Origin of the sequence: Aquabacterium sp. J223, assembly GCF_024666615.1 — a bacterium.
In the GTDB taxonomy this organism is placed as follows: Bacteria; Pseudomonadota; Gammaproteobacteria; order Burkholderiales; family Burkholderiaceae_C; genus J223.
In genome coordinates this window covers 1,443,248-1,466,323 of the sequence record NZ_CP088297.1, presented here as the reverse complement: position 1 = coordinate 1,466,323, position 23,076 = coordinate 1,443,248, and the positions used below count along the sequence as shown (strand labels likewise).

Here is a 23,076-nt window from a genome sequence, read left to right as displayed (position 1 = left end):
GTCTTGAGTCACCTCATCGAGCGCCGCAGCCGGCGCGCATTGTCCGCGACCCCGCTGCTGCTCGCCGTCGCGCTGGTCGCCGGCTGCAGCAGCACCACGACCAAGCCCGACGACAACTCGCCGGCGGGCATCCAGAAGGCCTACCGCGACGCCCGCGAGGAGATGCTCGCCGGCAACTACCAGACGGCGATCAAGGACCTGGAGCGGCTGGAAGGGCGCGCCGCCGGCACCCTGCTGGCCCAGCAGGCGACCCTCGACCTGGCCTATGCGCAGTTCAAGGGCGGCGAGAAGGCGCAGGCGGTGGCCACGCTGGACCGCTTCATCCGGCTCAACCCGTCGAGCCCGGCGCTGGACTACGCGCTGTACCTGCGCGGCGTCATCAACTTCAACGACGACCTGGGCTTCCTCGGCCGCATCGCCAGCCAGGACCTGTCGGAGCGCGACCAGCAGGCCTCGCGCGACGCCTACCAGTCGTTCAAGCAGCTGGTCGAGCAGTTCCCGCAGTCGCGCTACGCCGAGGACGCGCAGACGCGGATGAACTACATCACCAACGCGCTGGCCAACTACGAGCTGCACGTCGCCCGCTACTACTACAAGCGTGGCGCCTACCTGGCGGCGGCCAACCGCGCGCAGCAGACGGTGCTGGAGTTCCAGCAGTCGCCGGCGGTGGAAGAGGCGCTGGCCATCATGGTGCGCAGCTACGACCAGCTCGGCATCGACACGCTGCGCGACGACGCCCGCCGGGTGCTGGACCGCAACTTCCCCAACAGCCGCTACGCCGAGGGCGACATCACCAGGCCGCGTTCGCCGGGTCCGTGGTGGAAGCTGTGGTGAGGCCGGCCAGCCAGTCCAGCGCGGCCGCCTCGTCGGCCACCTGACCCATCGGCGGCAGCGCCGCCTTCAACCGCCGGCCATAGCCCATCTGGGCCATGCGCGGGTCGCAGACCACCAGCAGGCCGTGGTCGGTCTCGCGGCGGATCAGCCGGCCCGCGCCCTGCTTCAGCGACACCGCCGCCTCGGCGACGAAGAAGTCGTTGAAGGCGTTGCGGCCCTCGGCCTCCAGCTGCTTGACGCGCGCCTCGACCAGCGGGTCGTTGGGCGGCGGGAAGGGCAGCTTGTCGATGAGCACGCACTGCAGCGCGTCGCCCGGCACGTCGATGCCCTCCCAGAAACTTTGCGAGCCGACCAGCACCGCCCCCGGGCCACCCGGCTGGTGCGCGGCGACGAAGCGCTGCAGCAGCGTGCGCTTGGGCGAGGCGCCCTGGACCAGCAGCTCGATGCCCGAGCCGGCGTCGTCGAGCGCCTGCTGCACCGCACCGGCCACCTGCTGCAGCGCGCGCAGCGTGGTCGTCAGCACGAAGCAGCGGCCGCCGCCGGCCAGCGCGCAGCGCGCGGCGAGCGCGGCGACGGCCAGCGGATGGCCCGGCTCGTTCGGCTTCGGGAAGCGTGACGGCACGTACAGCCGCGCCTGCGCCGGGTAGTCGAACGGGCTGCCCACGCGCAGCTTGACCCCATCGTCCAGCCCCGCGCGGTCGCTGAACCAGCTCAGGCGCTCGTCGTCGCCCAGCGTCGCCGAGGTGAAGATCCACGCCTTGTGCCCCGACTGCCGCTGCTGCGTCAGCGCGTCGCGGATGTCCAGCGGTGCCTCGACCAGCCGCGCCTGCATCGGCGTCAGGTCGATCCAGCGCACCCGGTTCGGCGCCGCCTCACCGGTGAAGCGCCGCGCCAGCTGCGCCAGTTGCGCGGCCCGCTGCTGCAGGCGGGTGAAGTCCGGCGCCAGCTCGCTCATCATCTCGGCGGCCGACGCGGCGGCGGCGAAGGCGGCGTCAACCTCGGCCAGTGCCTGCTGCAGGCCGGGCGAGCCGGCGCGCTCCTGCCAGCGCAGCTTGATCGTGCCGCGGGTGTCGGCCAGGCGGCCTGCGGCGTGCAGCCGCAGCTCGCGACCGGCGCGCTCGCAGGCCGCGGCGAGGTCGCTCCACGGCGCCAGGCCGCGGGCGTGCTGCAGGCCGGCGGCCAGCAGGTCGCGGGCGAGGTCCACCGCCTGGCCGGTGGACAGCGTGCTGCCGAGGAACTGCACGCCGGCCTCGGCCAGCTGGTGCGCCTCGTCGAAGACCGCCGCGTCGACGGTGGGCAGCAGCTCGGCCACGCCGCTGTCCTTGAGCGCGATGTCGGCGAAGAAGAGGTGGTGGTTGACCACCACCACGTCGGCCGCCAGCGCGTCGCGGCGCGCCTTCATGACATGGCAGTCGCGAAAGCGCGGGCATTCGCTGCCCAGGCAGTTCTCGCGGGTGGAGGTGACCAGCGGCAGCAGCGGCGAGCGGTCGTCCAGGCCCTCCAGCTCGGCCAGGTCGCCGGAGCGGGTGGCCTGCGACCACTGCTCGATGCGCGCCAGCGCGCGCACGGCGCCGCGGTCGGGCAGCGTGGCGCCCTCGCGGGCCTGGGTCAGCCGGTGCAGGCAGAGGTAGCTGGCGCGGCCCTTGAGCAGGGCCAGCGTCACGGGCAACTGCAGCGCATCGCGCAGCCGAGGCAGGTCGCGCAGGAAGAGCTGGTCCTGCAGGCTCTTGGTCGCGGTGCTGACCAGCGCCCGCTGGCCCGACAGCAGCAGCGGCACGAGGTAGGCGAAGGTCTTGCCGACGCCCGTGCCGGCCTCGGCCACCAGCACCCCACGGTCCTGCAGCGCCTGCGCCACCGCCTCGGCCAGGCGCAGTTGCGCCTCGCGCGGCCGGTAGGCGTCCTCGTGGCGCGCGAGGGGGCCGTCCTCCGCGAAGGCGGCCTGCACCGCCGCCAGCAGCGCACCGGGGTCGAGGGGGTCGGCGATCATCGGAGAACCCTGCGCGCGCAGCGCTGCGGGGTTCGCATTCGGGAGCGGCCCGGCGTGCTCACGCCGGCTGGCGGGGTTCGAGGTCGGCCTCGAGCCGGGCGATGGCATCGCGCAGCTGCAGCCGTTCCTTCTTCAGCCGGCGCATGCGCAGCTCGTCGCCGCTGGGCTGCGCGCAGAGGTCGTCGATGCGGCTGTCCAGCTCGGCGTGGCGCATGCGCAGCTCGATGAGCTGCCTGGCCGGCGAATGCAGGTTATCGTCCACGAACCGGGCCACGGGAAAGCGAATCGGCCAGTTTATATTGGCCCGATGCCTCCCCTCCCCTCGGCCATCGGCTCAGCGCGGCCACCGGCCTGCACCGTGGCGACCGTCCCTACCAGCAGGACCAGGTCGAGATCCTCGTCCATCCCCGGGTGCCGGGCTGCGTGATGGGCCTGGTCGCCGACGGCATGGGCGGCAAGAGCGGCGGCCGCAAGGCCGCCGACCAGGTGGTGATGACGGCGCGCCAGGTGTTCGAGCGCTATGCGCCGGCCGAAGACGAGGCCGCCGACCTGCTGGCCCAGCTGGTGCGCGAGTCGCACCTCATGATCAAGCTCACCGCCATCACCGCGGAGGAAGAGCCGCACAGCACGATCGCGGCCTTCCTGATCGGCCCGCAGCGCGAATGCGATTGGGTGCACGCCGGCGATTCGCGCATCTACCACTTCCGCGGCGCCGAGCTGCTCGGCCGCACCACCGACCATTCCTACGTCCAGCGGCTGATCGACGAAGGCCGCATCAACGAAGAAGAGGCGCTGAACCACCCGCAGGGCCACCTGCTCACCGGCTGCCTGGGCACCCACCAGGACCCGCCGCTGACGCTGTCGCGCACGCCGCCGCTGGCCATCGGCGACACGGTGCTGGCCTGCAGCGACGGGCTGTGGCACTACCTCACCCCCGCACGAGATCGGCTCGGTGGTGCACAGCCTGTCGCCGCGCGAGGCCAGCGAGATGCTGGTGGCCAAAGCGCGCCAGCGCGGCCGCGGCGCGGGCGACAACCTGTCGCTGGCCCTGGTGCGGATCGAAGCGTTGGCTTGAAGGGAACCGGCCGCGCGTCAGCGCGGCGCCGGCGGGATCGGCGGCACCGACAGGGGCGCCGTGGACCGGCCCTCGGCCTCGCGCTCGGCCAGCCGACGGCGCACCTCGGCCTGCAGCGCCTCCGCCTCACGCTGCCGCTCGCGGAAGGCCTGCGCCTGCGCCGCCTGTTCGTCGGGGGGGATGGCCTGCCGCGTGCGGGGCGGCCGCACGGTGAGGTCGCGCAGCGGACCGCTGGCCGCGGGGGCGGCGGCGGGTGCGCCGCCGCCTTCCACCGGCAGTGCCGCGGCCGGCGCCAGGGCCTGCGCGCGTCCGCGCTGCTCGATGCGTTCCAGCCGCCGCGCGGCGCGGCGCTTGCGTTCGGCGTCGTCGAGCAGCGCCCGCTGCTGCTGCAGCGGCTGCAGGGCCTGCCGGCGTTCGGCGCCCGCCGCTTCCAGGCAGGCGGTGACGGCGAAGCGCTGTCGGCATTCCAGCTCGCGGGCGCGGTGGCGCTGCTCGATGGCGGCGCGCTGCTCGTCGATCTGACGCCGGGCCTGCGCCTCCTCGTCGGCGGCCGCAGCGGCATGCGGCGCGATCAGCGCCGTCGTCAGGACCAGGCAGGACAGCGTCGGGCGGCGCAGGCGGCTCATGCCGGCATTGTCACGGTGCCGGCGCCGCCACGCCGAAGACCTGCCGCAGGTAGGCCAGGAAGGTCTCGTCGTCGCAGATGGTCTTGCCCGGGCTGTCGGACAGCTTGGCCACCGGCTGGCCGTTCAGACGCACCAGCTTCATGACCGTGTTGAGCGGCGGCGGGCCGAGGTCGTGCGTCAGGTGGGTGCCGATGCCGAAGCCGAGCTGGGTGCGGTCGGCGAAGTGGCGGTACAGCGCGATGGCGCGCTCGACGTCCAGGCCGTCGGAGAACACCAGCCGCTTGGTGTGCGCGTCCAGCCGCAGCGCGGCGTAGTGCGCCAGCGCCTTCTCGCCCCAGGCCACCGGGTCGCCCGAGTCATGGCGCAGCCCGTCGAAGAGCTTGGCGAAGTAGAGGTCGAAGTCGCGCAGGAAGGCGTCCATGCCGACGACGTCGGTGAGTGCGGTGCCGAGGTCGCCGCGGTACTCCTGCACCCAGGCCTCGAGCGCCGCCTTCTGGTGGTCGCGCAGCCGCACGCCGAGGCCCTGGAAGGTCTGCAGGTACTCGTGCGCCATGGTGCCGATGGGCACCAGGCCGAGGTCGCGCGCCAGCAGCACGTTGGAGGTGCCGCGAAACGCCGCCGGCAGCGCCTGCGCCAGCGTGGACACCACCTCGCGCTGCCAGTCGCCGGCGAAGCGCCGCCTCAGGCCGAAATCGAAGAACTCGAAGGGATGGCGCCGCGGCGGCTCGTCGAGGAAGGCGCGCAGCCGCTGGATCTTCGCCTGCAGCCGGCGCCGTCCCTCGGCCCGCAGGTCGGCGCTGTCCAGCGGCCGGGCGTGCAGCTCGTTGACGATGGCCAGCACGAACACCTCGAAGGCCATCACGTGCACCTGCGGCCCTTCGGCCACGATGTGCAGGTCGTCGCCCTCGGCCCAGGCACGGATGAACTCGCGCTGGAAGCGGAAGATGCGCAGGAAGTCGACGAAGTCCGGCTTGATGTACCGCAGGCCGCGCAGGTAGGCCAGCTCGTCGGCGCGGAAGCTGAGCGCGCACAGCGCGTCCAGCTCGGCGTCGACCGCGGCGCACAACGCGGACAACGGCCGCGCCGGCGGGGTGCGGCAGACGAAGCGGTACTGCGCGTGCGCCTGCGGATGCCGGTGCAGCATCGCCTGCCACATCGTGAACTTGTAGAGGTCGGTCTCCAGCAGGCTGGTGATCACCGGCATGGCCGTCTCCCGTGCACCCGGCCGCCGGCGAGGCGCTGCCGCGCCACGGCCCTTGCGCTGCACGCCATCATCGATTTTAATGCGACTGATTCGTATTTACTTGAGGACGCCATGCAGCCCTGCCTCTCCACCCCGCCCCTCGTGCGATCGCGGCCGGAAGGCGCCGCGCAGCCGGCCGACGCCCGGTCCGCGGACGACGCGGGACCGCCCTGCTGGCGCAGCGACGACCTGCTCCACGGCGGGCGCGAGGTGCACATCGCCCACGCCGGCAGTGTCTACCGCCTGCGGCTGACGGCGCTCGGCAAGCTCATCCTCACCAAGTAGCGGACCGTCGGGGGCATCGGGCCGGCGGCCTGCGCCGGCTCGCGGGCGCGCTTCGGCGGCCATGGGATGGGGGGTCGGTCCACGCACCGGCGCGGCCAGTGCCGTGCCCGCCGTCCAACGGCAAGCGCCGCACGAAGTCAAGTCAGCCGCGGCTGACACCGCTTACAGCGAGGAAGCCCTGATGCGGCGCGGCCTTCTTTCCTACGATGGCACCCATCCGATCAGCGCCCTCTTCGTCCGTCACCCACCCCCTGCAGAAAGCCACGCCATGACCCCCCAGACCACCCCCGTGCCGACCACCGAATGGGTCCACCGCTTCGCACAGCGGCTGGGCCAGCGCAGCCCGATGCTGCGTGACGACGCGGAGGAACTGGGCACGACGCTGTGGCAGGAGATGCGCGTCTTCACCTGCCCCGAGCGGGCCGCCGAGCAGTTCGCCAATTCGCTGTTCGGCCAGCAGTGAGCGGCGGGCCGGCGATGCCATCATCGCCGGCCATGAAAGCACTGCTCTTCTACGAGCTCGCGGCCGACGGCCTGGCCCGCGTGCCCGACCACTTTCCCGGCCATGCCGCGCGGCTTCAGGAGTACAAGGCGCGCGGCACGGCGCTGATGGCCGGCCCCTACGGCGACCCGCCGACGGGTGCGCTGGCGGTCTTCACCACCCGCGAGCAGGCCGAGGCCTTCGTGCAGGGCGACCCCTTCGTGCTCGGCGGCGTGGTCGGCCAATGGCGCATCGAGGAGTGGCAGGAAGGGCTGGCCTGACGGCGGCACGGTCCGGCGGCCCGGCGCCGGATCAGTCGGCCTCGATGCGGGCTGCCTTCACCACCGCCGCCCAGCGCAGGTCCTCGGCGCGCACCATCGCCGCGAAGTCGCGCGGCGACTGGTAGTCGGCCGTGGCGCCCAGGTCGGCCGCCTTGTCGCGGAAGGCGGGCGTCGCCATTACCTTCGCGATCTCGGCGCTCAATCGGTCGATCAATGCCGGCGGCGTGCGCGCCGGCGCGAAGACGCCGAACCACGACGTCGCATCCAGCTTCGGCAGGCCGGCCTCGGCCGCGGTTGGCACCTGCGGCAACGACGACAGCCGCGAACGGCCGGTCACCGCCAGCGCGCGCAGCTTGCCGCTGGCGATGTGCGGCATGTACGGCGGCGGCGTGCCGAAGGTGATGTCCACCTGGCCGCCGAGCAGGTCCTGCAGCGCCGGCCCCGTGCCCTTGTAGGGCACGTGCGTCAGGCCGATGCCGGCCTGCTGCTCCAGCATCGCGCCGGTGACGTGCTGCAGCGAACCGGCGCCCGACGAGGCGTAGGTCAGCTTGCCCGGGTTCTGCTTGGCGTACGCCACCAGCTCGGCCATGGTCTTGACCGGCAGCCCCTCGCGGGCGACGACCACCTGCGGCGCGCTCAGCACGTTGGCCACCGGTGCGAGTTCGTCGGCCCTCCACTGCGGCTGCTTGGTGACATGCGGCGTGATGACGTGGTAGCCGGAGTACTGCATCAGCAGCACATGGCCGTCCGGCTCGGCCCGCTTCAGCGCCACCGCCGCGATCGCACCGCTGGCGCCGCCGCGGTTGTCGACCACCAGCGTCTGCCCCAGCGCCTTGCCCAGCGGATCGGCCAGCATGCGCGCGGCGATGTCGGTGGTGCCGCCGGGTGCGGTCGGCACCAGCAGCGTGATCGGCTTGGACGGCCAGGCCCCGGTTTGCGCGAAGGCGCGCGGCGCGGCCGCGAAACCGGCCAGCGCGACCAGCGCGCGGCGGCGGTCGATGGGGGAATGGCGCATGACCTGTCTCCTGGTCTTGATGTGCGAACCATTCTGGGAAGCCGTCCGCGCCGGCGGAAGCGGTGGAGACGCCAAGGCTCCTTTCGCCGTCCGCGAAAGCGGCGGCCGGCCTTCAGCCGGCCTCAGACCGCGCCGATGACCGATCCGATGCGGATCGAATGCGTCTCAGGGATCTCGCTGTGCGCCAGCACCTTCAGCCGCGGCGCCGCGCGCTTGAGCAGCCGCGCCATCGGCGCGCGCAGCGCGTCGGGCACCAGCAGGCAGGCCGGCAGGCCCAGGTCCTCCTGGCGCTTGGCGGTGTCGGCGGCGCTGCGGGTCAGCGTCTCTGCCACGCCGGGGTCCAGCGCGGCGCCGTGCGGCGAGTTGAGCGCCTGGTTGACCAGCCGCTCCAGCTCGGGCTCGAGCGCGATGACGTCGAGCTCCTTCGCCGAGCCGTAGATCTGCTGCACGATGGCCGGCGCCAGGTGCACGCGGATGCGCCGCGCCAGCTCCTGCGGCTCGGTGACCACGGCGGCGTGCTCGGCCAGGCACTCGACGATGGAGCGCATGTCGCGGATGTGCACGCCCTCTTCCAGCAGCAGCTGCAGCACCTTCTGCACGGTGGCGATGCCGACCATCTTCGGGATCACGTCTTCGATCAGCTTCGGCGCCAGCTTGGTCACGTGCTCGACCAGCGACTGCGTCTCCACCCGGCCCAGCAGCTTGGCGGCGTGCACCTGCATCAGGTGCGACAGGTGGGTGGCGACCACGGTAGGGCAGTCGACCACGGTGTAGCCGGTCATCTGCGCCTGCTCGCGCTGACGTTCCTCGATCCAGATGGCGGGCAGGCCGAAGGCGGGGTCGGTGGTGCCGGTGCCGATCAGCTTCTGCGTCGCGCCGCCGGGGTTGATGGCCAGCCACATGCCGGGGAAGGCCTCGCCCTCGCCCACCACCGCGCCGCGCAGCATGACCCGGTAGACGCTGGGCGTGAGTTCGAGGTTGTCGCGGATGTGCACCGGCGGCGGCAGGAAGCCGACGTCCTGTGCGAACTTCTTGCGCACGCCCTTGATGCGCGCCAGCAGGTCGCCCGAGCGTGCCTTGTCCACCAGCGCGATGAGGCGGTAGCCCACCTCGAGGCCCAGCGTGTCCACCGGCACCAGGTCGTCCCAGCTGGCCTCGACGTTGGCGTTCGCGCCGTCGGCCGCCTGCTGCTGCGCGCGCGGCAGCTTGGCGCGTTCGGCCTCGGCCTTCTGCGCCTTGTCGAGCTTCCAGGCCCCGTAGCCGATGGCGCCGGCCAGGCCGAGGAAGACCAGGTGCGGCATGCCCGGCACCAGGCCGATCAGGCCGATGATGGCGGCGGTGACCGCCAGCGACCGGGTCGAGCCGAAGACCTGCTTGCGGATCTGGCTGCCCACGTCGTGCTCCTTGCCGACACGGGTGACCACCATCGCCGCGGCGACGGAGATGAGCAGCGCCGGGATCTGCGCCACCAGCGCATCGCCCACCGCCAGCAGGATGTAGCTCGAGGCGGCGTCGCCGGCCGACAGGCCGTGCTGCGCCACGCCGACGACGAAGCCGCCGACGATGTTGATGAAGAGGATCAACATGCCGGCGATGGCGTCGCCGCGCACGAACTTCGACGCACCGTCCATCGAGCCGAAGAACTCGGCCTCCTCGCTGACCTCGGCGCGGCGGCGCTTGGCCTCCTTCTCGTCGATCAGGCCGGCGTTGAGGTCGGCGTCGATCGCCATCTGCTTGCCGGGCATCGCGTCCAGCGTGAAGCGCGCGCCGACCTCGGCGATGCGCTCCGCGCCCTTGGTGACGACGATGAAGTTGATCACCATCACCACCGCGAACACGATCAGGCCGACGGCGAAGTTGCCGCCGATCAGGAAGTGGCCGAACGACTCGATCACCTGCCCGGCGGCGCCGGTGCCGGTGTGGCCTTCCATCAGCACCACGCGGGTGGAGGCGACGTTCAGGCTCAGGCGCAGCAGCGTGGTGATCAGCAGCACCGACGGGAAGGCCGCGAAGTCCAGCGGCCGCACCATGTGCGCGGCCACCAGCATCACCATCAGCGCCAGCGCGATGTTGAAGGTGAACAGCAGGTCCAGCGCGAAGGGCGGCAGCGGCAGCACCATCATCGCCAGCACCATGACGATGAAGACCGGGGCGAGCAGGGCCTTCACCGTGTCGGCGTTGCGGCCGAACAGCGTTTGCAGGCGGAGCAGCAGGGCGGGGTTCATGCGGACGGACGGACCATGGGCCCGGCCATTCTCGGCAGGCGGCCCAGGATCTAGAGCCCGATAAGCCGGGGGTTTCGGCCCGGTGTTCGCCCCCCACCCCCACGCCCGGCCGTGACGGATGGCACGGAGCACGGGGGTGGTGGCGGACCGGTCACCCGGCCGCGGGGATGGCGGCGAGGCGGCCCCTCAGTACAACCACGGCATGGTCCTCGACACGCCCGACGCCATGTTCAACCCCACCGTCGACACCCTGCTCGCGCAGGCCCTCGACACCCTCGCCGCCGGCGGCATGCCGGCCCTTCGGCTGGCCACCCTGCTGGTGCTCGGGCTGCTGGGCATCGCCTGCCTGCTGCTGCCGCTGTTCGTCCACCCGCCGGGCTGACAGGCGAACGATCCCGGTCAGACCGGGACCGCGTGGTCCCGCCCGCCGGCCTTGGCCGCCAGTGCGCCCAAGTGCGCCTCGATCCGCTCCGCCAGGTACAGCGCGTCGCGTGACACGCCGGAGAAGCGGCCCGAGCCCCAGGTGTGCAGCCAGGGCAGGCCGAGGAAGTACAGGCCGGGCTGCGGCGTCACGCCGCGGCGGTGCTGGGGCCGGCCGCGGCCGTCGAAGACCGGGGCGTGCACCCAGCGGAAGTCGGGCTCGAAGCCGATGCACCAGACGATGCTGGTGATGCCTTCGGCCACCAGGTCGAGCTCGGTGGTCTCGCCGTCGGGCTGCCACACCGGCCGGTAGACGCCGCCCGGCGGCGCGTCCAGGCCGCGCTGTTCGATGAAGCGGTCGATGCTGGCGTTGATGCCGTTGTAGACGCTGTCCGCCTGGTCCAGCGCGGCCCGCAGCGTCGGCTCGAAGCGCAGCGCCGTGCCCTCCACGCCGCGCAGCGGGCCGACCAGGCGCATGCCCTCGACCGCGAAGCGGCGCAGGTCGATGTCGCGCCCGCCGTCGCGGCCGGTGACGTAGTGGTTGGTGTTGTCGCGCACGCCCTCGCGCAGCGGGTGCTGGTCCACCGGCATGTCGTAGTAGCCCATGTCGGCCAGCCAGTCGACCACGTCGCGGCCGCGGTAGAAGCGCGCGCAGCGCGGCGCCTGGCCCACGGCCAGCACCACCCGGCGGCCGGCCAGGTGCAGGTCCTCGGCGATCTGCGCGCCGGACTGGCCGGCCCCCCACCACCAGCACCGTGCCGGCGGGCAGCGCCGCCGGCTGGCGGTACTCCTCGCTGTGCAGTTGCAGCAGGTCGGCCGGCAGGCGCTCGGCCATGCGCGGCACGATGGGCTGGTGGTAGCCGCCGGAGGCCACCACCACCTGCCCGGCCGTCAGCCGGCCCTGGCTGGTGACGACCTCGAAGCCGCCGCCGGCCAGCGGCGTGGCCTGCTGCACCGCCACGCCCTCGTGCAGCGGCGCGTTCACCGCGGCCTTGAAGCCGGCCAGCCAGTCGAGGATCTCCGGCTTGCGCATGAAGCCGTGCGGGTCGTCGCCCCGGTACTCGTGCCCGGGCAGCGCGCACTGCCAGTTGGGCGTGACCAGGCAGAAGCTGTCCCAGCGACGGGTGCGCCAGACGTGCAGCGCCTGGTGCTTCTCGAACACGCAGTGGCCGATGCCGCGCCGCTGCAGGTGGTAGGACAGCGACAGGCCGGCCTGGCCCCCGCCCACGATGACGACATCCTGATCAAACGCCATGGCTACTCCACGAACGACAACACTTCCACCCGGGCGTCGGGCCGGCCGCTGAAACGATCGGCCTGGTCCTCGATGGCCTGCAGCTGGCCCGCTGCGGCCGAACAGGCGAAGCCGTACTTGGCCCGCACCCGCTCGCTGGCGATGTGCGTGGCCTCGCGCACGCGGCGCAGGAAGTCCGGCAGCGGGTAGGCGGTGCCGGGCACGAAGAAGTCCTTGATCACCAGCGAGGGCGAATAACACAGGCTCTCGCTGTCGTCCGGCCAGCGCAGCCGGTAGTGCATTTCGGGCATGGCGTCACTCCAGGGCGGGAACGGGCAGCGGCAGCCGGTACAGCGCCTCGTGGCGCTCGGCGCTGCGCGACCAGTCGAAGCGGCGGCAGACCTCGGGCACCACCGGGCGGCGGCCGGCGGCCACGCCGCGGCGCAGCGCCAGCGCGATCGATTCGATGTCGAGCGGGTCGGCCCAGTGCACGTCCCGCTCCCCCACGTCCTGCACGAAGTGCTCGGTGAAGGGTGCCAGCCGCGACACCACCGCCGGCGTGCCGCAGGCCAGCGCCTCCAGCGCGGCCAGTCCGAAGCCTTCCAGCAGCGACGGCATGGCCAGCACGTCGGCCGACCGGTACAGCGCGGGCAGCACCGCGTCGGGCAGCGGGCCGGTGAGGACGACGGGCTGTCCGGCGCCGATGCCCAGGCCGGCGGCGGCGGCGGCAGCGCTGAAGGCGGCCACCTCCGCGTCGTGCGGCAGCAGGCTCTGCCCGCCGGCGATCACCAGCTGCGCCTGCGGCAGCCATTGCCGCAGGCGCACGAAGGCCTGCAGCAGGCGGTGGCTGTTCTTGCGCGCCTCGATGCCGCCCACCGCCAGCACCCGCGGCCGGCCGGCCAGGCCGAGGCCGTGCAGGCGCTCGGCGTCCATCGGTTCGGCATGGGGCGAGAAGCGCGACAGGTCGACGCCGTTGGGCACCTGCTCGACGGGCCGGCCATGGTCGCGGGCCAGCCGCTCGCACCACACCGCGCTGACGGCCAGCAGGCGCGCGGCGCCGCGGATGGACCGCGTCTCCCAGGCCTGCACCTGCGCGTCGGGGAAGCGGTCCACGTGGTGCACGGTGCGCAGGTAGCCGGGAACGTCGCCGGCCTCGGCCAGGTCGGCCAGGGCGTTGGCGCCGATGCCGTCGTGGGCGTGGAAGACGTCGAACGCCTCGCCGGCCCGCAGCGCGCGCAGGTGCGTGCGCACGGCATCGATGCGGCTGCGCACGGTCCAGCGCAGGTTGGCGTCCGCCGGCGGCGAGGGGCAGCGTGCCAGCTCGACGCGGCAGGGCGTGTCGCGGAAGAGCCGCTGCCCCGCGGTGGCCGGGGCGACCACCGTCACCGCATGGCCGCGCTGCATCAGCGCCCGGCCGAGCTCCAGCACGTGCACCACGCCGCCACGCGGGTTCACCGAGTGGGTGAGCAGCGCGATGCGCAGCGGCTCAGCCATGGCCGACGCCCGCCGTGATGAAGGGCTGCTCGACCAGGTGCCAGAGCAGGGCCTCGGTGCCCCGGTGCCGCAGGCTCACCTCCGGCCCGGCCCGCACGTCGCCGATGGCGCCGCAGGCGATGCCGCGCGCGGCGAAGCGCTGCTGCACCGCCGCCACCCGCGACGGCGCCACGCTGAGCAGGAAGCCGAAGCTGGGAAAGGCGGTGAGCCAGCGCAGCCAGCCGGCCTCGTCGTCGGGGGTCAGCCCGTCCGGCCGCGGCAGCTCGGACAGGTCGAGCCGGGCGCCGACGCCGGAGCATTCCAGCAGCATCAGCGCGGTGCCGACCACGCCGGCCATGCTGATGTCCTTGGCGGCGTCGCACAGGCCGGCCTCGGCGATGGCGGGCAGCAGCGCCAGGTCGCCGCGCAGGCGTTCGGCCGGCGCGGTGGTGGCGGCGTCCCAGTACGGCCAGGGGTCGTGCCAGCGCCCGCGCAGGTCGACGGCGGCCAGCAGCACGTCGCCCGGCCGGGCGTCGAAGCTGGTGAGCAGGCGCTGTGCTCGGCCGAGCACGGCGACGGCGAGCTGCGGGCGCGGGCTGCGGTGGTTGCTGTGCCCGCCGACGATGGGCACGCCGTAGCGCCGCGAGGCCTCGGCCAGGCCGTCGAGCACCGGTGCGCCCTGGGCCGCGCCGTCGCTCCACAGCGCATCGACCACCGCGACCGGGCGGCCGCCCATGGCGGCGATGTCGCTCAGGTTGACCATCACGCCGCACCAGCCGGCGAACCAGGGCTCGCGCTGCACGAAGTCCTCGACGAAGCCCTCGATGGCGAAGAGCAGGTGGCCGTCGCCGTCGGCGATGGCGGCGCAGTCGTCGCCCACCCGCACGCCCTGCGGCGTGGCGCCGCCCGGCAGCACCGGCGACAGCCGGCGCATGACGTCGGCGATGTCCCGCTTGTGGGCGAAACCGCGGCTGGCGCGCAAGGCTTCGCAGAGCGCATTGGCGTTCATGCCCGCGTTCTCAGGCAGACGTGCGGGTGACGAAGCCGGCGTAGGGCCGGTCGCAGGGCGGGTAGTGCGCCAGGTCGGCCTGCATGCGGTGGTGCGGTCGGCCGTGCAGGTTCATCGCTTCCAACGCGGTCCAGTACAGCCGCTCGAACATGGGCACGTTCTGGCTTTGCACATGGGCCAGGAAGCGGCCGCAGCCCTGCGCATGGGCGCTGCTGACGGCGAGCTTGATGAGCGTGGCGCCGATGCGGCCCAGGTGCCGGAACGACGGGTGCACCGCCAATCGGGAGCCCCACCACACGCCGGGCTCGGCCCGGTGGATGCGCACCGTGCCGACCACCGCATCGGCCGCGCCGCCGACCATCGACAGCGCGACCAGGCACTGCGCATGGTCGTCGATCGCGTCGCGGTCGTCGCCGACGAAGACGCCCTGCTCGAAGCAGAACACCGCCCGCCGCAGCGCCATGGCCTCACGCCGCTCCCAGTCGCTGTCGGCCCAGCGGATGCGGAATTCGCAGGGGGGTGAAGGCCGCGGGCCCGGCAAAGGAGGCGAGCACCGGCGCCTCGAGGCAGGTGAGCGCATGCGTGGTCATGCCAACACCGCCTCAGGCCCCCGCCAAGGCCACCGGCTGCTCGTACTGCGACAGCGAAGAACACGCCCCGCACTTCCCGCATCCCGCCTTGATGTCAGAAGACCGCAGCCCCGCGACCGACAGCATCGAACCCAACGGCTGCAGCACTGACTGCATCCACGCCGCGTCGGGCGCCGGGTTGTCCTCCATCGGCGTGCCGCTGATCGGCACGAAGGGCACGACGAAGGGGTAGACGCCCAGGCCGATGAGGGTCTCGCACATCGACAGGATCTCCTCGCGCGTGTCGCCCAGCCCGGCCAGGATGTAGGTGCTGACCTGGCCGCGGCCGAAGACCTTCACCGCCGCCTCGAAGGCCGAGAGGTAGCGCGACACCGGCACCTCGGCCTTGCCGGGCATCACCTCGCGGCGCACCCGCTCGCTCACCGCCTCCAGGTGCAGGCCGAGGGTGTCGATGCCGGCGGCGTGCAGGCGGGCGAACCAGCGGTCGTCGGCCGGCGGCTCGCACTGGCCCTGCAGCGGCAGGTGCGGCACCGCCGCCTTGATGGCGAAGGCGCTTTCGGCCAGCACCGCCGCACCGCGGTCGTCGCCGGCGGGCGTGCCGGTGGTCATCACCATGTGCTTCACGCCGTCGAGCAGCACCGCCATGCGGGCCACCTCGGCCAGTTGTTCCGGCGTCTTGCGGGCGATGGTGCGGCCGGCCGCCAGCGACTGGCCCAGCGCGCAGAAGCGGCAGGCCTTGCGCCGGCTCTCGTAGCGGATGCAGGTCTGCAGCACGGTGGTGGCCAGCACGTCGGCGCCGTGCAGCGTGGCGATCTGCGAGTAGGGCACGCCGTCGAAGGTCTGCAGGGCGTAGAAGCGCGGCGCCTTCGGGAACTCGATCTGCGCGATCGAGATGGCGCCACGCTGCAGCGTGCTGCGGCCCGACGCGTCCGGCGCACCGGCGACGAAGGGCGAGCCCCAGGCGGTGGACGTGTGCACCGGCACCATGATCGTGTGCCCGTCCACCGTCACCGCCTTGTGGTCCGACGGGCCGGCGCCGCCACGGCGGCTGGGCGCGCCGGCGCCGGGGTCAAGCAGCCGCAGGCCGTGCGACTGCAGCTGGGTCATCAACGCGCGGGTCTCGGCCGAGGGCGTGTTCATCGGGGCTCCTGTTCACGGGCAAGGGGGCGAGGTCGCCGTCCATCGGCACCACCGGCTGCGCCGGGCGGCGGTTGATGGCCAGGCTCAGCAGCTCGGGCCGGGCGTAGTGGCCCACCGAGTCCATCATGCGTTTGCGCTTGGTGACCAGCGCCAGGTCGAGGTCGGCGACCACCAGGCCCTCGCCCGCGGTCAGCGGCTCGGCCAGGTAGCGGCCCTCGGGCGAGACGATGGCGCTGTGGCAGCCGCCGCGCAGCGCCGCCTGCAGCTTCGGGTCGTCGGTGACCGAGCGCACCTGCGCCTCGTTCAGCCAGGCGGTGGCGTTGACCACGAAGCAGGCCGCCTCCAGCGCGTGGTGGCGGATGGTCACCGCCATCTGGTCGGCGAAGATCTGGCCGACCAGCGAGCCGGGGAACTGCGCGCAGTGGATCTGCTCGTGCTGCGCCATCAGCGCATAACGCGCCAGCGGGTTGTAGTGCTCCCAGCAGGCCAGCGCGCCGACGCGGCCGACGGCGGTGGCCACCACCTGCAGGCCGGCGGCGTCGCCCTGCCCCCAGACCATGCGCTCGTGGTACGTCGGGGTGAGCTTGCGGCGCTTGAGCTTCACGCTGCCGTCGGCGTCGAACAGCAGCTGCGTGTTGTACAGGCTGCCGTGGTCGCGCTCGTTGACGCCCAGCAGCACCACCATGCAATGGCGGCGCGCCTGCTCAGCCACGGCCTGCGTCACCGGACCCGGCACCACCACCGCGTGCTCGTACAGCGCCAGGTGCGGCGCGCCCTGCTGGCAAGGCGGCAGCACGAAGCTGAAGTACGGGTAGTAGGGCAGCACCGTCTCGGGAAAGACGGCCAGCTGCACGCCGCGGCCGGCGGCCTCGTCCAGCGCCGAGCACACCCGGTCCAGCGTGCGCTCGGGCCGCTCCAGGTCGGGTGCGATCTGGACGGCGGCCGCGCGCACCACGGCGGGCATGGTCACAGCGTCCAGGTGTCGAGGATGAAGGCGTTGGACTTGCGGTGCAGCAGGATGATGTCCAGCACGTCCAGCGGGCTGATGGGCTTGACGCCCTCGATCAGCGATCCCTCGCCATGGCCGTACAGCGCCTGCAGCGCGAAGCGGCAGGCGTAGACCTTGCCGCCTTCGGCGATGAACTTGGTGATCTGGTTGTTGAAGTTCTGGTGGCCGGGAAAGGCCTCGTCGCCCAGCGTGGGGAAGCCGCGCTGCACGCCCAGCGTGACGCCGGGGCCGTACAGCAGCACCGAGGTGTCGAACCCCTTGCGCTGCAGCCGGGTGGCCTGCAGCAGGTTGACGAAGCCGATGGAACCCTCGAAGGCCACGGTGTGGAAGGTGACGAGGGCCTTCTCGCCGGGCTCGGCCTTGACGTCCTCGAAGACCTTCTCCTCGTAGTCGACGAGGAAGTCTCCCTTGCGGTTGGCGGGCTTGGTGACCTTGGGCATGGCGGGCTCCTGGGTGGTTGCGATGCCCGTTCACCCTCGCATCGCATGTGCCACCGGCCGGCGCCCGATGCGATCAAGCGGCCGATCAACCACCTGCTGTCAGAGGCGGGCCCGCCACACGCCTGCGCACCGCACCGGCGACGGTGTGACCACACGGGCTCACCACCGGCACCAGCGCAGGGCGCCGGCCTGCTATCAATGCACCCGATCAATGGGCCGGCCGCACCGCCGCGGCGTGCCGCCCGGGCCCTGCGTCGGGTCCGGCGCGGCATGCAACATGCGATCAATCCGCCCATGCCGCAACTTGCCACCCGCTGGCGCCGCCGCCTGGAGGCCTCCGACCAGCCGGCCTATGTCGTCATCCCCGAGCTGATTGCCGAGGACCTGCGCGACGGGCGCCTGGCCGAGCGCGACCGGCTGCCCACGCTGCGCGAGCTGGCGCGCGACCTCGACCTGCACTACACCACGGTGGCCCGTGCCTTCGCCGAGGCGCGCAAGCGCGGGCTGATCGACTCGCGCTCGGGCAGCGGCAGCTGGGTGCGGCGCCAGGCCGCGGGCCTGCCGCTGCGCAACGGCACCGCCGCGGCGATGACCATGAACATGCCGCCGGAGCCCACCGACCCCGCCCTGCTGGCCCGGCTGCGCGAGGGCGCGGCCGCCGCGCTGCAGGGCGCCGACATGGCCGAGCTGCTGCGCTACCACGACTTCGGCGGCTCGCCGCGCGACCGCGACGCCGCCATGGCCTGGCTCAAGCGCCGGCTGTCGGGCATCACCGCCGGCCAGGTGCTGGTCTGCCCGGGCATCCACAGCGTGTTGACGGCGCTGATCTCGCAGCTCGCCCGGCCGGGCGAATCGATCTGCGTCGACGCGCTGGTCTACCCCGGCCTGAAGGCCATCGCCACCCAGCTCGGCGTGCAGCTGCACCCGCTGCCGATGGACGACGAGGGGCCCGACCTGGACGCCTTCGAGCATGCCTGCCGCACGCTGGCGCCGAAGGCGGTCTACTGCAACCCCACCTTCCTCAACCCGACCACGCTGACCATGTCGGCGCGGCGGCGCGAAGGGCTGGCCGACGTGGCGCTGCGCTACAGCGTGCCCATCATCGAGGACGACGCCTACGCCATGCTGCCGCGCCGGCGCCTGCCGCCGGTGGCCACCTTCGCGCCGGAGCTGACCTACTACATCACCGGCTTCTCCAAGTGCCTGGGCGCCGGGCTGCGCAGCGCCTACGTCTGCGCGCCGTCGGAACGCCTGGCGCAGCGGCTGGCCGGCGCCATGCGGTCGCTGCACGTCATGGCCTCGCCGATCACCAGCGGCCTGGCCACCCGGTGGGTGGAGGACGGCACGGCCGAAGCGGTGCTGGACGCGGTGCGCGCCGAGTCGATCGCCCGCCACGCCCTGGCGCAGCAGCACCTGGGCGCGCACGGCCTCGTCAGCCAGCCGGAGGCCTTCCACCTGTGGCTGCCGCTGGCCTCGTCGTGGAGCGTGGTGGAGTTCGCCTCCTACCTGCGCACCCAGGGCGCGGCGGTGGTGGCCAGCGCCGCCTTCAGCACCGACGGCAGCCCGCCCGACGCGGTGCGCATCTGCCTCGGCGGGCCGCTGTCGCGCGAGGATTGCGACGGCATGCTGCGCCTGATCGCGCAGACGCTGGAGCACCCCAGCATCCGCACGCGACGGTGATGTAGCGGCGAGGGCCGTCGATCAGGGCCGCCGCAGCGCGGGCAGCACCTCTCGGCCGAAGGCCTCGATGAACGCCGCCTGCGACAGGCCGACCTGGTGCAGGTCGATCGACGCCGGGCCCAGCGCCATCAGCTCGCGCAGCCGGTCGGCGTGGGCGCGCAGGTCCGCGCTGACGAAGACATGCCGACGGATGTCGGCCACGGGCATCCCGCGGGTGGCGGCGTCGAAGTCCTCGGGCTGGTGCCATTCGGCGGCGCTGACGCGGTCCACCGCGTTGAAGCGCCATTGCGCATGCGCCTGCCGTTCGGCCTCGTCTTCGCTGGGCGCCCAGCTAAGGTCGAACTTGAAGTGCACCGGCTTGTCCTCGCCCCCGCCTTCGCGGAAGGCGGTGACGAGGGCGCGCAACGATTCGACGTCGGGCGCCAGGGTGAGCAGCCCGTCGGCCCAGCCGCCCAGCCAGCGAGCGGTGGCCTCGCTGGTGGCGGCGCCGACGAGCGCCAGCGGCGCCGGCGGCCGCACCCAGAGCCGCGCGTGCGACACCGTCGGCGGCCCGGCCTGGTGCACGCGCTCGCCGGCCAGCAGTGCGCGCATCGCCCGCGCGCCGCGCTCGAGCCGGCGGTTGCGCTCGGCCTTGTCCGGCCAGGGTCCGACGACGGCCTCGTTGACCGCCTCGCCGCTGCCGAGCGCGATCCAGGGCAGGCGGCCGGGATGGAGCTCGGCCAGCGTGGCCGCCGCCTGCGCCAGCAGCACCGGCGAGTAGCGCCAGCCGCCCGGCACGGTGATGGTGGAGAACTGCAGCCGCCGGGTGGCCTGCAGCGCCGCTCCCAGCCAGGCCCAGCTGAAGCCGGAGTGGCCCTGCTGCGGGCCCCAGGGCTGCAGGTGGTCGGAGCTGAACGCGGCGTCGAAGCCGGCCGCCTCGGCCTGCTGCACGAAGCGCAGCAGCGCCGAGGGCGCGAACTGCTCGTGCGAGACGTGGTAACTGAAGCGCGTCATGCCCTGCCGCGGCAAGGCGCGCGCCGCCCAGCCCGAACACCGGTACCGCACCTCGGACCCGGCCACAGGCCGCGCCCGGGAGGAACCCCAATTGCCTCTGGCTGCGCCATGCCCCCGCCCCTTCGTGCTGCGGCGTCCACCGGCCCGGACCCCCGCCGCCGGACCGACGCCTTGACCACCAACCCGCCCGCGGTCGCCTCCGGCGCGCCGCGCTGGCCGGGGCCCGACGCCGGTGCCGCACCGGTGCCGGCGCCGGCCCCCACCCCCGACCTGCCCGACCGCGCCCTGCCCTTCCTGCTCGGCTACGTGCGGCGGCGGCCGTGGCAGTTCGCGGTGCTGGCGGCCATCATCGTCGGCGGGGCCAGCTGCTCGGTGGGCGTGCAGTACGGCATGAAGCTGATCATCGACGCCATGGCCGAGGGCAACCACCGGGCGGGCGAGGTGTGGCGCTGGCTGGCGCTGTTCATCGGCCTGATCGCGCTGGAGAGCGCGCTGTGGCGGCTGGGCGGCTGGCTGGGCTGCCGCACGGTGGTGGCCACCGGAGTGGACCTGCGGCTGGACCTGTTCGCCCGGCTGACGCGCCACCCGATGCGCTTCTTCGCCGACCAGATGTCGGGTGCGCTGGGCAGCCGGGTGACGCAGACCGCCGGCGCCGCGGCCGGCCTCTTCGGCATCGCCATCTGGCACGTGCTGCCGCCCATCGTCGACTTCCTCGGCGCGGTGGTGGTGCTGGTCAGCGTGGACCCGCGCATGGCGCTGGCGCTGCTCGGTTTCGTGGCCATCGTCGGCACGCTGATCACCCGCTTCGGCCGCCGCGGCCGGCCGCACCACCAGGCCTATGCCGAACAGGCGTCGCGCGTCGGCGGCGAGCTGGTCGACGTGATGGCCAACATCTGGACGGTGAAGGCCTTCTCCGCCCGCCAGCGCGAGTACGAGCGGCTGCAGCGCGAGTTCGGCCTCGAGGCCCGTGCCCACCGCAAGAGCTGGCTGCACATGGAGAAGACGCGGGTGCTGCACGACATCTGCCTGTGGCTGATGGCCGGCGGCATGCTGTACTGGTCCATCCGCGCCTGGACGGTGGGCGCCGGCACCGCCGGCGACGTGGTGGTCATCAGCGCCCTGACCTTTCGCATCCTCCACGGCTCGCGCGACCTGGCGCTGTCGCTGGTCGACGCCTCGCAGCACCTGGGCCTGATCGACGAGACGCTCAGGCTGGTCGCCCGGCCGCAGCCGGTGGCCGACGTGCCCGGGGCGTCGCCGCTGCAGGCGCCGGCGGGCGACATCCGGCTGCAGGGCGTGCACTTCACCTACGAGGGCGGGCAGCCGGTCTTCCAGGGCCTGGACCTGCACATCGGCGCCGGCCAGCGGGTGGGCATCGTCGGGCCGTCGGGCGCCGGCAAGTCGACCCTGGTCGGCCTGCTGCAGCGGCTGGAGGACGTCCAGGCCGGCCGCATCCTCGTCGACGGGCAGGACATCGCCTTCGTGCAGCAGGACAGCCTGCGCCAGGCCATCGGTGTGGTGCCGCAGGAGATCGCGCTGCTGCACCGCTCCGTCCGCGAGAACATCCGCTACGGCCGGCCCGACGCCGACGACGCCGCGGTGGAGGCCGCCGCCCGCGCCGCCCACTGCGACGACTTCATCCGCGGCCTGCCCGAGGGCTACGACAGCCTGGTCGGCGAGCGCGGCGCGCGGCTGTCCGGTGGCCAGCGGCAGCGCATCGGCATCGCCCGCGCCTTCCTCAAGGACGCGCCCATCCTGCTGCTGGACGAGGCCACCTCGGCGCTGGACAGCGAGAGCGAGCGCGCCATCCAGGCCGCCCTCGGCCGGCTGATGCACGGGCGCACCGTCATCGCCGTGGCCCACCGGCTGGCCACCGTGGCCACCTTCGACCGCGTGGTGGTGATCGTGCAGGGCCGGGTCGTCGAGGACGGCCCGCCCGAGCGGCTGCGCCAGGCCGGCGGCCTCTACGCCCGGCTGTGGGCGCTTCAGGCGCAGGGGCTGGAGACGGAGTAGCGCCGCGCCGCCGCCCCCGCCGCGGTCAGTCGGGCTTGATCTTGGCGCGCGCGATCACCGGCTTCCAGCGCTGCTGCTCGAGCTCGATGAACTTGGCGAATTCGGCGGGGGTGCTGCCCACGGCGATGGCGGCCTCGCTTTCCAGCAGCTTCAGCGTCGCCGGCTCCTTGATCGCCCGCGCCGAGGCCGCGGCCAGCCTGTCGACGTTGGCCCGGGCCATGGTCGAGGGGGGCGAGCAGGCCGTACCACTGGGTCATCTCGAAGCCGGGGAAGCCCTGCTCGGCCACGGTGGGCACCTCGGGCAGCTGGGCCAACCGCTGCGTGGTGCCGGTGGCGATGCAGCGCAGCTTGCCGGTCTTGATGAACTGCATCACCGCCGGCGCGCCCACCGCGGCCGCGTCCAGCCGGCCGCCCATCAGGTCGGTGAGCTGTGGCCCGGTGCCGCGGTAGGGCACGTGCACGACGAAGGTCCCGGTCGCCATCTTCAGGTACTCGAAGGCCAGGTGGCCGGCGCTGCCGTTGCCCGCCGAGCCGTAGTTCAACTGGCCCGGCTTGCTCTTGGCCAGCGCGATGAACTCTTTGAGGTTCTTCACCGGCAGCTCGGGCCGCACCACGTACAGGCTGGGCACCTTGGCCAGCAGCGACACCGGCACGAAGGCCTTGGCCGCGTCGTAGGGCAGCTTGTCGAAGATGTACGGGTTCACCGCCAGCGTGCCGATGTGGCCGAGGATGACGGTGTGCTCGTCGTCCGCCCGCGCCACCTCGCCCATGGCGACGTTGCCGGCGCCGCCCGGCTTGTTGTCGACGAAGACGCTCTGGCCGAGCAGCTTGGTCAGCTCGGCGGCCGCCCCGCGGGCGACGATCTCGCTGCTGCCGCCGGGGGCGAACGGCACGACCAGGCGGATGGACTTGTTCGGCCAGGCGGCCTGCGCCCCGGCGAGCGACGGCAGCGTGCCGGCCACGGGGCCGAGCACGGCCAGGCGCAGCGCATGGCGCCGGGTGATGAAGGTCGGCATGGCGTTC

Annotated in this window: 21 protein-coding genes and 3 pseudogenes; 8 read left to right on the top strand and 16 right to left on the bottom strand. The window is 73.1% G+C overall.

The window, feature by feature from the left end; genetic code table 11:
* Window positions 1-3 precede the first annotated feature (3 nt).
* On the top strand, window positions 4-834 hold the full coding sequence (locus LRS07_RS07105; protein ID WP_409450607.1) for an outer membrane protein assembly factor BamD: 831 nt from the start codon (window positions 4-6) through the stop codon (window positions 832-834).
* Here LRS07_RS07105 and yoaA read toward each other — a convergent pair.
* On the bottom strand, window positions 791-2,821 hold the full coding sequence (gene yoaA, locus LRS07_RS07100; protein ID WP_260501251.1) for a DNA repair helicase YoaA: 2,031 nt from the start codon (window positions 2,819-2,821) through the stop codon (window positions 791-793). The genes LRS07_RS07105 and yoaA overlap by 44 nt on opposite strands.
* A gap of 58 nt (window positions 2,822-2,879) precedes the next feature.
* Window positions 2,880-3,083 (bottom strand): YdcH family protein, encoded by a 204-nt coding sequence (locus LRS07_RS07095; RefSeq protein ID WP_260501250.1) that lies wholly within the window; start codon window positions 3,081-3,083, stop codon window positions 2,880-2,882.
* 164 nt (window positions 3,084-3,247) lie between these two features.
* Here LRS07_RS07095 and LRS07_RS07090 point away from each other — a divergent pair.
* Window positions 3,248-3,896, top strand: a pseudogene (locus LRS07_RS07090) (PP2C family protein-serine/threonine phosphatase).
* 17 nt (window positions 3,897-3,913) lie between these two features.
* On the opposite strand, the gene LRS07_RS07085 reads toward LRS07_RS07090, so the two are convergent.
* Both LRS07_RS07085 and pncB read right to left on the bottom strand, forming a co-directional pair.
* Window positions 3,914-4,522 carry a hypothetical protein gene (locus LRS07_RS07085; protein ID WP_260501249.1) on the bottom strand — a complete coding sequence of 203 codons (609 nt, stop codon included), beginning with the start codon at window positions 4,520-4,522 and terminating at the stop codon, window positions 3,914-3,916.
* Window positions 4,523-4,532: 10 nt separating this feature from the next.
* Complete coding sequence (gene pncB / locus LRS07_RS07080; protein WP_260501248.1) at window positions 4,533-5,726, bottom strand: nicotinate phosphoribosyltransferase; 1,194 nt, start codon at window positions 5,724-5,726, stop codon at window positions 4,533-4,535.
* Between the two features lie 111 nt (window positions 5,727-5,837).
* Between pncB and hemP the strand changes: the two genes are divergently transcribed.
* From hemP to LRS07_RS07065, 3 genes are all read left to right on the top strand, one after another.
* Window positions 5,838-6,050: a hemin uptake protein HemP gene (hemP, locus tag LRS07_RS07075; RefSeq protein ID WP_260501247.1), complete on the top strand. Its 213-nt coding sequence runs from the start codon at window positions 5,838-5,840 to the stop codon at window positions 6,048-6,050.
* Between the two features lie 268 nt (window positions 6,051-6,318).
* Entirely contained in the window at window positions 6,319-6,513 is a 195-nt protein-coding gene (locus tag LRS07_RS07070) for a hypothetical protein (RefSeq protein WP_260501246.1), read from the top strand.
* Between the two features lie 32 nt (window positions 6,514-6,545).
* The gene (locus LRS07_RS07065) at window positions 6,546-6,812 is read left to right on the top strand and encodes a YciI family protein (RefSeq protein ID WP_260501245.1); all 267 of its coding nucleotides are present in this window, start codon (window positions 6,546-6,548) and stop codon (window positions 6,810-6,812) included.
* A gap of 31 nt (window positions 6,813-6,843) precedes the next feature.
* Here the strand turns inward: LRS07_RS07065 and LRS07_RS07060 are convergent, their stop codons facing one another.
* Together LRS07_RS07060 and flhA are read right to left on the bottom strand one after the other, a co-directional pair.
* Window positions 6,844-7,827, bottom strand: a complete 984-nt coding sequence (locus LRS07_RS07060; RefSeq protein ID WP_260501244.1) for a Bug family tripartite tricarboxylate transporter substrate binding protein — start codon at window positions 7,825-7,827, stop codon at window positions 6,844-6,846.
* Between the two features lie 122 nt (window positions 7,828-7,949).
* Window positions 7,950-10,052 carry a flagellar biosynthesis protein FlhA gene (gene flhA, locus LRS07_RS07055; protein WP_260501243.1) on the bottom strand — a complete coding sequence of 701 codons (2,103 nt, stop codon included), beginning with the start codon at window positions 10,050-10,052 and terminating at the stop codon, window positions 7,950-7,952.
* A gap of 202 nt (window positions 10,053-10,254) precedes the next feature.
* Here flhA and LRS07_RS07050 point away from each other — a divergent pair, with 202 nt between their 5' ends.
* Window positions 10,255-10,434, top strand: coding sequence for a hypothetical protein (locus tag LRS07_RS07050; protein ID WP_260501242.1), 180 nt, complete (start codon window positions 10,255-10,257; stop codon window positions 10,432-10,434).
* 17 nt (window positions 10,435-10,451) lie between these two features.
* On the opposite strand, the pseudogene LRS07_RS07045 reads toward LRS07_RS07050, so the two are convergent.
* From LRS07_RS07045 to LRS07_RS07010, 8 genes and pseudogenes are all read right to left on the bottom strand, one after another.
* Window positions 10,452-11,727 (bottom strand): annotated as a pseudogene (locus tag LRS07_RS07045) (MSMEG_0569 family flavin-dependent oxidoreductase).
* A gap of 2 nt (window positions 11,728-11,729) precedes the next feature.
* Window positions 11,730-12,017, bottom strand: a complete 288-nt coding sequence (locus tag LRS07_RS07040) for an MSMEG_0570 family nitrogen starvation response protein (RefSeq protein WP_260501241.1) — start codon at window positions 12,015-12,017, stop codon at window positions 11,730-11,732.
* A gap of 4 nt (window positions 12,018-12,021) precedes the next feature.
* Complete coding sequence (locus LRS07_RS07035; RefSeq protein WP_260501240.1) at window positions 12,022-13,200, bottom strand: MSMEG_0565 family glycosyltransferase; 1,179 nt, start codon at window positions 13,198-13,200, stop codon at window positions 12,022-12,024.
* The gene (locus tag LRS07_RS07030) at window positions 13,193-14,188 is read right to left on the bottom strand and encodes a sll0787 family AIR synthase-like protein (protein WP_260501239.1); all 996 of its coding nucleotides are present in this window, start codon (window positions 14,186-14,188) and stop codon (window positions 13,193-13,195) included. The genes LRS07_RS07035 and LRS07_RS07030 overlap by 8 nt, the downstream gene beginning before the upstream one ends.
* Before the next feature lie 10 nt (window positions 14,189-14,198).
* Entirely contained in the window at window positions 14,199-14,768 is a 570-nt protein-coding gene (locus tag LRS07_RS07025; protein ID WP_409450606.1) for an MSMEG_0567/Sll0786 family nitrogen starvation N-acetyltransferase, read from the bottom strand.
* Window positions 14,769-14,790: 22 nt separating this feature from the next.
* Window positions 14,791-15,885 (bottom strand): MSMEG_0568 family radical SAM protein, encoded by a 1,095-nt coding sequence (locus LRS07_RS07020; protein WP_260502061.1) that lies wholly within the window; start codon window positions 15,883-15,885, stop codon window positions 14,791-14,793.
* Window positions 15,848-16,882, bottom strand: a complete 1,035-nt coding sequence (locus LRS07_RS07015) for a Nit6803 family nitrilase (protein WP_260501237.1) — start codon at window positions 16,880-16,882, stop codon at window positions 15,848-15,850. Before LRS07_RS07015 ends, LRS07_RS07020 begins: the two co-directional genes overlap by 38 nt.
* A gap of 2 nt (window positions 16,883-16,884) precedes the next feature.
* Entirely contained in the window at window positions 16,885-17,367 is a 483-nt protein-coding gene (locus LRS07_RS07010; protein ID WP_260501236.1) for an MSMEG_0572/Sll0783 family nitrogen starvation response protein, read from the bottom strand.
* A gap of 294 nt (window positions 17,368-17,661) precedes the next feature.
* On the opposite strand from LRS07_RS07010, the gene LRS07_RS07005 reads away from it, so the two are divergent.
* On the top strand, window positions 17,662-19,047 hold the full coding sequence (locus tag LRS07_RS07005) for an aminotransferase-like domain-containing protein (protein ID WP_409450605.1): 1,386 nt from the start codon (window positions 17,662-17,664) through the stop codon (window positions 19,045-19,047).
* Window positions 19,048-19,068: 21 nt separating this feature from the next.
* Here LRS07_RS07005 and LRS07_RS07000 read toward each other — a convergent pair whose 3' ends face one another.
* Entirely contained in the window at window positions 19,069-20,040 is a 972-nt protein-coding gene (locus tag LRS07_RS07000; RefSeq protein ID WP_260501235.1) for a TIGR03885 family FMN-dependent LLM class oxidoreductase, read from the bottom strand.
* A gap of 171 nt (window positions 20,041-20,211) precedes the next feature.
* On the opposite strand from LRS07_RS07000, the gene LRS07_RS06995 reads away from it, so the two are divergent.
* Complete coding sequence (locus LRS07_RS06995) at window positions 20,212-22,053, top strand: ABC transporter ATP-binding protein (protein ID WP_260501234.1); 1,842 nt, start codon at window positions 20,212-20,214, stop codon at window positions 22,051-22,053.
* A gap of 25 nt (window positions 22,054-22,078) precedes the next feature.
* Here the strand turns inward: LRS07_RS06995 and LRS07_RS06990 are convergent.
* Window positions 22,079-23,069, bottom strand: a pseudogene (locus LRS07_RS06990) (Bug family tripartite tricarboxylate transporter substrate binding protein).
* Window positions 23,070-23,076 lie beyond the last annotated feature (7 nt).

Excerpts from the sequence above, each read along its gene's own strand:
- LRS07_RS07025 (WP_409450606.1), bottom strand. The coding sequence starts at position 14,768 with ATGCGCTCACCTGCCTCGAGGCGCCGGTGCTCGCCTCCTTTGCCGGGC.
- yoaA (WP_260501251.1), bottom strand. The coding sequence starts at position 2,821 with ATGATCGCCGACCCCCTCGACCCCGGTGCGCTGCTGGCGGCGGTGCAG.
- LRS07_RS07050 (WP_260501242.1), top strand. The coding sequence starts at position 10,255 with ATGGTCCTCGACACGCCCGACGCCATGTTCAACCCCACCGTCGACACC.
- LRS07_RS07010 (WP_260501236.1), bottom strand. The coding sequence starts at position 17,367 with ATGCCCAAGGTCACCAAGCCCGCCAACCGCAAGGGAGACTTCCTCGTC.
- LRS07_RS07015 (WP_260501237.1), bottom strand. The coding sequence starts at position 16,882 with ATGCCCGCCGTGGTGCGCGCGGCCGCCGTCCAGATCGCACCCGACCTG.
- LRS07_RS07085 (WP_260501249.1), bottom strand. The coding sequence starts at position 4,522 with ATGAGCCGCCTGCGCCGCCCGACGCTGTCCTGCCTGGTCCTGACGACG.
- LRS07_RS07030 (WP_260501239.1), bottom strand. The coding sequence starts at position 14,188 with ATGAACGCCAATGCGCTCTGCGAAGCCTTGCGCGCCAGCCGCGGTTTC.
- flhA (WP_260501243.1), bottom strand. The coding sequence starts at position 10,052 with ATGAACCCCGCCCTGCTGCTCCGCCTGCAAACGCTGTTCGGCCGCAAC.
- LRS07_RS07040 (WP_260501241.1), bottom strand. The coding sequence starts at position 12,017 with ATGCCCGAAATGCACTACCGGCTGCGCTGGCCGGACGACAGCGAGAGC.
- hemP (WP_260501247.1), top strand. The coding sequence starts at position 5,838 with ATGCAGCCCTGCCTCTCCACCCCGCCCCTCGTGCGATCGCGGCCGGAA.
- pncB (WP_260501248.1), bottom strand. The coding sequence starts at position 5,726 with ATGCCGGTGATCACCAGCCTGCTGGAGACCGACCTCTACAAGTTCACG.
- LRS07_RS07070 (WP_260501246.1), top strand. The coding sequence starts at position 6,319 with ATGACCCCCCAGACCACCCCCGTGCCGACCACCGAATGGGTCCACCGC.
- LRS07_RS07065 (WP_260501245.1), top strand. The coding sequence starts at position 6,546 with ATGAAAGCACTGCTCTTCTACGAGCTCGCGGCCGACGGCCTGGCCCGC.
- LRS07_RS07000 (WP_260501235.1), bottom strand. The coding sequence starts at position 20,040 with ATGACGCGCTTCAGTTACCACGTCTCGCACGAGCAGTTCGCGCCCTCG.
- LRS07_RS07020 (WP_260502061.1), bottom strand. The coding sequence starts at position 15,885 with ATGACCCAGCTGCAGTCGCACGGCCTGCGGCTGCTTGACCCCGGCGCC.
- LRS07_RS07035 (WP_260501240.1), bottom strand. The coding sequence starts at position 13,200 with ATGGCTGAGCCGCTGCGCATCGCGCTGCTCACCCACTCGGTGAACCCG.
- LRS07_RS07060 (WP_260501244.1), bottom strand. The coding sequence starts at position 7,827 with ATGCGCCATTCCCCCATCGACCGCCGCCGCGCGCTGGTCGCGCTGGCC.
- LRS07_RS07005 (WP_409450605.1), top strand. The coding sequence starts at position 17,662 with ATGCCGCAACTTGCCACCCGCTGGCGCCGCCGCCTGGAGGCCTCCGAC.